Annotated in this window: 6 protein-coding genes; 5 read left to right on the top strand and 1 reads right to left on the bottom strand. The window is 44.8% G+C overall.

All coding sequences use genetic code 11. The features are described 5' to 3' along the window. From JGK20_RS04015 to JGK20_RS03995, 5 genes are all read left to right on the top strand, one after another. Window positions 1–734: glutathione S-transferase (locus tag JGK20_RS04015; RefSeq protein ID WP_293229430.1), on the top strand; the 734-nt coding region annotated here is incomplete at its 5' end. Window positions 735–929: 195 nt separating this feature from the next. Continuing rightward, entirely contained in the window at window positions 930–2,111 is a 1,182-nt protein-coding gene (locus JGK20_RS04010) for a DEAD/DEAH box helicase (RefSeq protein ID WP_293229428.1), read from the top strand. Window positions 2,112–2,208: 97 nt separating this feature from the next. Continuing rightward, window positions 2,209–4,122 carry a helicase-related protein gene (locus JGK20_RS04005; protein WP_293229426.1) on the top strand — a complete coding sequence of 638 codons (1,914 nt, stop codon included), beginning with the start codon at window positions 2,209–2,211 and terminating at the stop codon, window positions 4,120–4,122. Between the two features lie 281 nt (window positions 4,123–4,403). Continuing rightward, window positions 4,404–4,748, top strand: coding sequence for a hypothetical protein (locus tag JGK20_RS04000; RefSeq protein WP_293179874.1), 345 nt, complete (start codon window positions 4,404–4,406; stop codon window positions 4,746–4,748). Then, the gene (locus JGK20_RS03995; RefSeq protein WP_293179877.1) at window positions 4,745–4,939 is read left to right on the top strand and encodes a hypothetical protein; all 195 of its coding nucleotides are present in this window, start codon (window positions 4,745–4,747) and stop codon (window positions 4,937–4,939) included. Before JGK20_RS04000 ends, JGK20_RS03995 begins: the two co-directional genes overlap by 4 nt. A gap of 129 nt (window positions 4,940–5,068) precedes the next feature. Here the strand turns inward: JGK20_RS03995 and JGK20_RS03990 are convergent, their stop codons facing one another. Next, entirely contained in the window at window positions 5,069–6,259 is a 1,191-nt protein-coding gene (locus tag JGK20_RS03990) for a pentapeptide repeat-containing protein (protein WP_293190919.1), read from the bottom strand. Window positions 6,260–6,334 lie beyond the last annotated feature (75 nt).

Below are 6,334 nucleotides of genomic sequence, written 5' to 3'. Positions count from 1 at the left end.
GTATGTTGTTGGGCTTGGGCCCCAAGAGCGCTGAAGCGCAACTACGTACCAAGAAATGCCCAATGCCCAATGACTATATGTCACCAATATATCCAATTTTATATTCATTCCGCCGTTGTCCCTATGCTATGCGCGCACGTTTAGCGCTGATGATTAGCGATCGCGCGTGTGAGTTGCGGGAAGTTGTTTTGCGAGACAAACCACAAGAAATGTTAGATGTATCTCCGAAAGGTACAGTACCGATATTGATTGATGTTGACGGGCGCGTACTCGATCAAAGTATCGATATCATGTTGTGGGCGTTGGAACAACACGATCCTGAAAAATGGTTGAGGCCAAAGGAAGGTTCTGTTGCAGAAATGCTGGAACTTATCTCTCAATTTGATTATGGGTTTAAATATCATCTTGACCGTTATAAATACCCTGAGCGTTATGCTGGTGTTGATGCTCAAGCACATCGCGATGAATGTGCTTTATATCTGGGGAAACTCAATGCTAAGTTAATCAAGAATAAATATTTGTTTGGTAATAATGTAGCATTGGCTGATATGGCGATCGCACCTTTTGTCCGTCAATTCGCCCATACCGATAAAATTTGGTTCAACGAACAGCCTTGGATTCCCCTACAAGCTTGGTTGACAGCCTTCACTGACTCGGAAATTTACGCCAGTGTGATGCAGAAATACCCCAAATGGGAATCGGGGAATCCCACCGTTATTTTTGGGCGATCGTAATTATATTCAATCAACAGATAAGATTGCTTTCATTTGTTATCAATTCTTAAAATTATCTGCGTTTATCTGTGTTAATCTGCCGGATATCTGCGGTTTACCTATCCATCAAAAATTTATGCAATAAATCTCATATCTAATGTTATTCTATTCCCTCAGGCGTTAGTGTATTCTAACAGATATTGTCAGGCTAAAATTATGATTGATGTTGGTTCATTAGTTCGATCGCCCAAAAACGATATGGGAATCGGAAAAGTTGTCGAGGTATCCCACCCCGATGCCATAGTTGAATATTTTTGCTCAGTAAAAAACCGCATCCGCAAAACTGTACCCCTCAGTTTGCTACAAGAAGCCCGACTTCAGCGTCAAACCCGCTGCTACCTCTGGAGTACAAGTCAGGAAAGGTGGATAATTGGCCGAGTTTATGACTGGGATGAAGATAAACTAGAGTACGAAATTGACCTCCCCGACAGCCAAAGTTTGCAAGCTGTCGAAGCCGAGCTTTACGTTCGCTGCAATATCCCGATCGCCGATCCGATCGACATTTTAGCGGTTAAAGGCCAAGAAACTCCCTATTTTCACGATCGCCGTTTGGCTTTTGTCCAATCTGCGATCGAACAGCGCGCCGTCAGTCGCGGCATGACGGGCTTAATTTCTGCTAACATAGACCTGTACCCGCACCAAGTTGAAGTCGTGCGGCGCGTCCTAGAAGACCCAATCGTGCGCTATTTGTTGGCAGATGAAGCTGGACTGGGGAAAACAGTAGAAGCGGGAACAATTCTCCGCCAATTCTTGCTAGACGATGCTAACGGGCGCGCTGTGGTAATCGTTCCCAAATACCTGCTCGAACAGTGGCGGCAAGAGTTAGAAAATAAATTCTATTTGTCTCATTTTGCCGATCGAGTGCAGCTTGTTTCTTTGAGCGAAATCAATCAAATTAGCCGCAATGCTAACCTAGATTTTTTGATTGTTGATGAAGCGCAAGAACTCGCAGCCATGGCTAATTCGAGCGATCGCAATCAACAACAATCCTTTGAACTCTGCCAGAAACTAGCTCATAAAAGCAAAAATTTATTGTTATTATCTGCAACGCCAGTCATCGGCCGCGAGCAAGATTTTCTCACGATGCTGCACTTGCTAGACCCCACAACCTACCGTGTTGACGATTTACAAAGTTTCAAAGCACAGGTGCAGAACCGTCAAGAAATTGGTCGAACTTTACTCGATTTCCGAGAGACAACACAGCCTGCTGTTTTGCAAACAAAACTTGCTCAACTTCGCACTCTTTTTGCTAAAGATGATTATTTAATCGCATTGGCAAAGGAATTAGAAAAAAGCCTAAAAACCAAAGAAACCGAAGAAAAATCTCGCCTGGTCTGAAATTCAAACTGTACTCGATAAATGGCGCGCTGCTGCTCCCAAATCTAGCGAATATCAGAGAATTTTTCTGCTGTTTTTCCGCGCTTCCGGTACTTGGTTGAATGTTTTGGAACGGGTTATCAAAGCTCGCTTGCAGAAAAAATCTAGTCCAGAGCTCGATCGCGAATTTGGACAAAGCGACACCGCAATTTTGACCAGAACTGCGCTGTTTTCCGAAGAAAGGGAACTGCTGGAAACCTTGCTCAACACTGTGTCAAAGGTCGAGGAAGGGTTCGATCGACTGGGTTTGTTACGAATCGCTATTTTGCGATTTCTCGCAGTTGCATTGAAGGTTCCGCGCGAATATCACAGCAATCCTCGCGATTTGCTCTCCAGAATTCAACAGCAAATTAAACGGCCGATTCCGGGCGAACGTTTCCCGAAAATTGCGATCTTCACCAGTTTTACGACGACTTGTCAAGAGATTGCGGAAAATTTAGCTAAAATCTTTGGTAAAAAGGCGATCGCCAGTCATGACATGACCAAATCAGCGGATGATGTGGAGGCGAATCTCCATCGGTTTAAGACTGAACCGCATTGTTTTGTCTTGGTGTGCGATCGATCGGCAGAAACAGGCGTCAACCTACAATTTATAGATTGGTTAGTCCACTTCGATTTACCGTGGTTTCCCAACCAGCTAGAACAAAGACTCAGCAGAGTCGATCGCATTGGTAGCAAAATGGGAGTGCAATTTTGTTTGTTTGCAGGCCCGGATATGCCCGATAGCCCCCACGAAGCTTGGTTTCAAGTCTTAAAAAACGGGTTTGATATCTTCAACAAATCGATCGCCAGCCTTCAGTTTTATGCCGAAACCAAACTGATTACACTTGAAGAAAAGTTGTTTACTGAAGGAGCAAAAGGCCTATCAAGCGAACTTGAATCGATTAAAACTGAAATCGAACAAGAGAAAATCAAAATCGATGAACAATACGCCCTCGATGAAATTGATATTCTTGATGACAGCGCATCTCAGTATTTTGAATCCCTCGACAACTGCGACGCACGCCATAAAGAAATGCAGCGGGCGGCGGAAGGTTGGTTGTGTCAAGCCCTCCATTTCAAACAAGTCGAACATCCCAGTATCTCTGGTTTGGTGCGCTATCAACCTACTCAAAAAACCTTAATTCCCTCCAAGGATTTGACAACTCAATTAGTTCCCTATTGTCAGCAATACGGTAGTTACAATCGGCGTATTGCTCATCAAAATACCGATGTCGTTCTTTATCGAACTGGCGAGGGATTAATTGATGCACTGGGCGCCTATGTTCGCTGGGACGATCGGGGTCAAGCTTTTGCGATGTGGCGTCACGATGAAAGTTGGGATGCTGCGGAAGGGAAGGAATGGTTTGGCTTTCAGTTTAATTATTCAATTCAGACTGATGTGCAGCCTGCTGCTCAAATTTTGCAAGCACAAAACATCGAAAATTACAACTTAAAAGCTTTGCAACGGCGCGCTGATGCTCTGTTTTTGCCAATTTTTGAAACTGTGTATGTAGATGCTCGCAGCGAACAAATGTCTCTGGTAGAAGAGGCGGAAGTTTTGGCAATCTTGCAGCGCGGTTATAAGGGGAAAGGCGGCCCAAATCGGGATTACAATTTGTCTAAAAATCGCACATCGCTGATTGACAATTTTGTAGATTCCCTGGATTGGGATGATTTTTGTCAGAAGGGGCGGGTGGTATCGGAGGAATTGCTGCGCGGGCGCGAGGCTTTTGTCGAAATGTGCAATAATTCTGCTACCAGTGCTGCAATTCAACTCAAAAATCGGGTAAATCAATTGCAATTACGTTTGAATCGACTTTCTAAATCGGAACAACTTTTAGAATCAGTTTTGGCTGATGAAATTAGTACCGAAAGTTTGTTGAGTCAAGCGGTTTTAGCGGGAATTCGCCACCCGCACCTAACTCTTGAGTCGGTAGGATTTATTGTGATTTCTGGGCGTGCTCCTGTGAAATCGGAGGATGAGGGATAATTTGTTTTGGTGAAGTGCGTAGGCCGGGGCCCGGGCGTAGCCATCGCTCTTTTTGAGGGCGATTCCCTACCCTTCACCGAACCCTTGCGGGAAGATAGCTTCGCTTCACGCTCTTTTTTGAACCGATTCGGGAACACGGGCTTTTGGGTTCGTGCCACGATGGACGCTGATGGATGAAAAGGATTTCGGTATGTATGATTGTGAACTGCTTCGGATGTTGATCGATTACACTATGGTATGTTAAATTTTTATGGCAATAACTTAATTTTAGGGGTGTAAATATGGCTGATTTACCATCAAGAACTACTGAAATTATAAATCAATTAAAACAGCAGGCTTTAGATATTGTTAATGAAGCTTCTGCCTTGGAATTAACCATTTTTGAACTATTTGGAGAGACCGAGGCAACGATTGCGGCACTAGATGAAATGAAAAGTGCAGCCGATGATGCTGAATCTTCCTACTCTCAACTATCTACTATCCAGCTTCAAATTGCCCAAGCTCAACCTGTTGCCTCTGGTGATATGCTACAATTACTAGAACGAGCTATAGCACGAACCCAAGCAAGGATTCCGGCACTGGAGCGTAGTATTGAAGAAGTTAAGATGGAATACAACTTGCCATGAATAAACAACCGCGCATCCCCGATCCAGAAACATCTAAACGTTTGCTAGCTAACCTCCGCCGAACTCGTATGGAGGTTCAAGAAGTCAATTTAGAATTAGGAGAAATTAATACGCTACTGGCAGAACAGCTTCGCCTGCAAAGATTGAATCGAGTCAGGCGATCGCTCAATAGCTCTACAGCAGAATTGTAAATTTATTAGCCAAAGCCACAAAAAGTTTAAGAAACGCGAGCGATATTTTTTGAACCGATCTATCGCACAGGCTTTTGGGCCCGTGCCACGATGGATGCGGATGGATGAACGGGATCTGGCATTTACGGGCTAAACATCCTCAAAAATTGCTCCCCGCTGCTGTAAATTTAGCTTGACATCTTCCGCAAGTCCCGAGTTATTCCCAAACCTCGCTGACTTGACATTCGCACCGCTGAAATTAGCATTTGTTAGGTTAACTTCGAGCAGATTTGCGCGACTAAAATCGGCACCGCTGAGGTTTGCTAAAGCCAGACTGGCGCGGTACAAATCTGCACCGCTCAAATCTGCATTTCCGAGGAAAGCGCCACTCAAATCTGCACCGCCAAATTTGGCGTTTTGCAGGTTGGCGTCGCTGAAATCGGCATCGTTTAAGTTTGCACCCCGGAAATTTGCCGCCGGGAGATTTGCACTACTAAAATCCACTGCACTTAAACTTGTCCCGCGCAAGCTACCGCCCGCGAAATCCAGTGCGGGATTGAGATTGGCGATTGTTGCCAGTTCTACAAAATCATCGGTTTCAGCAGCTATAATGCGATCGACCATTTCCTGCAACTCGGCTTCGGCTGGCGCGATAATTTCCACCTCAGGCTGTTCCACCGCAGGCAAATTGTAAGACAATAGCGCCCAACTGAGAGCCGGTTGGAGCTTATTTGCTAAATATACAGTCAGGATTCTTTCTAAAACCGAATGTTGATTTGGCGTAATATCGTGCGGCCACAAACCCTCCGCATCTGTGAGATAAATATCTTCTTTCGCAACTTCAAAAGCCGCTGCAATCCGCAATGGTTTGGCGGGAAATTCTCCCAGTTTAACACTTTTTAGCAAACCTTTTAATATTGGTTTTCCCCGTTTTAATGAAAAAATCCAAGCGGGTTTTGTATCGTCGCCGATTGTGGAAACATGACAAAACGTGCAGTCAGTTTCCTGGATTTTTTCCACCTTCTCGTTGTCTCGGACTTTCCGCTGACTTTCGGTTGACAAAATCTCTGTACTGCTGTCGATGGGCGACAGCTCAAAATCACCCACTAATTGACGCGATGCTACCGGAATTTCGCAGTTTTCCAGATTTAGTTTGAGCGTTCCGCCTTGCAGACCAAATTTAACGCGGCCGCCCAGCAGCGGTTCCCAATGCTCGTTAAAATTGAGGCTCAAGTGAATGTCAAGCTGCTGGGTTTGGGCTGCAACTGATGGCACTGGAATTGCTTCTAGTTGCATCCACAAGCAATCTGGGTATTTGTTGTGAGACTCTAGCGATCGCATATCGGTAGAAGTGCTGGCTCTGCCAGACTGTGATGGAGATTTTGACGAGTGCTTTATTTTATTTTATCACTCTTG

Origin of the sequence: Microcoleus sp. PH2017_05_CCC_O_A, from assembly GCF_020738785.1 — a bacterium.
Taxonomy (GTDB): domain Bacteria; phylum Cyanobacteriota; class Cyanobacteriia; order Cyanobacteriales; family Microcoleaceae; genus Microcoleus.
Note: the sequence above shows the minus strand (reverse complement) of the source record. Positions and strands in the feature narration are given on the sequence as shown.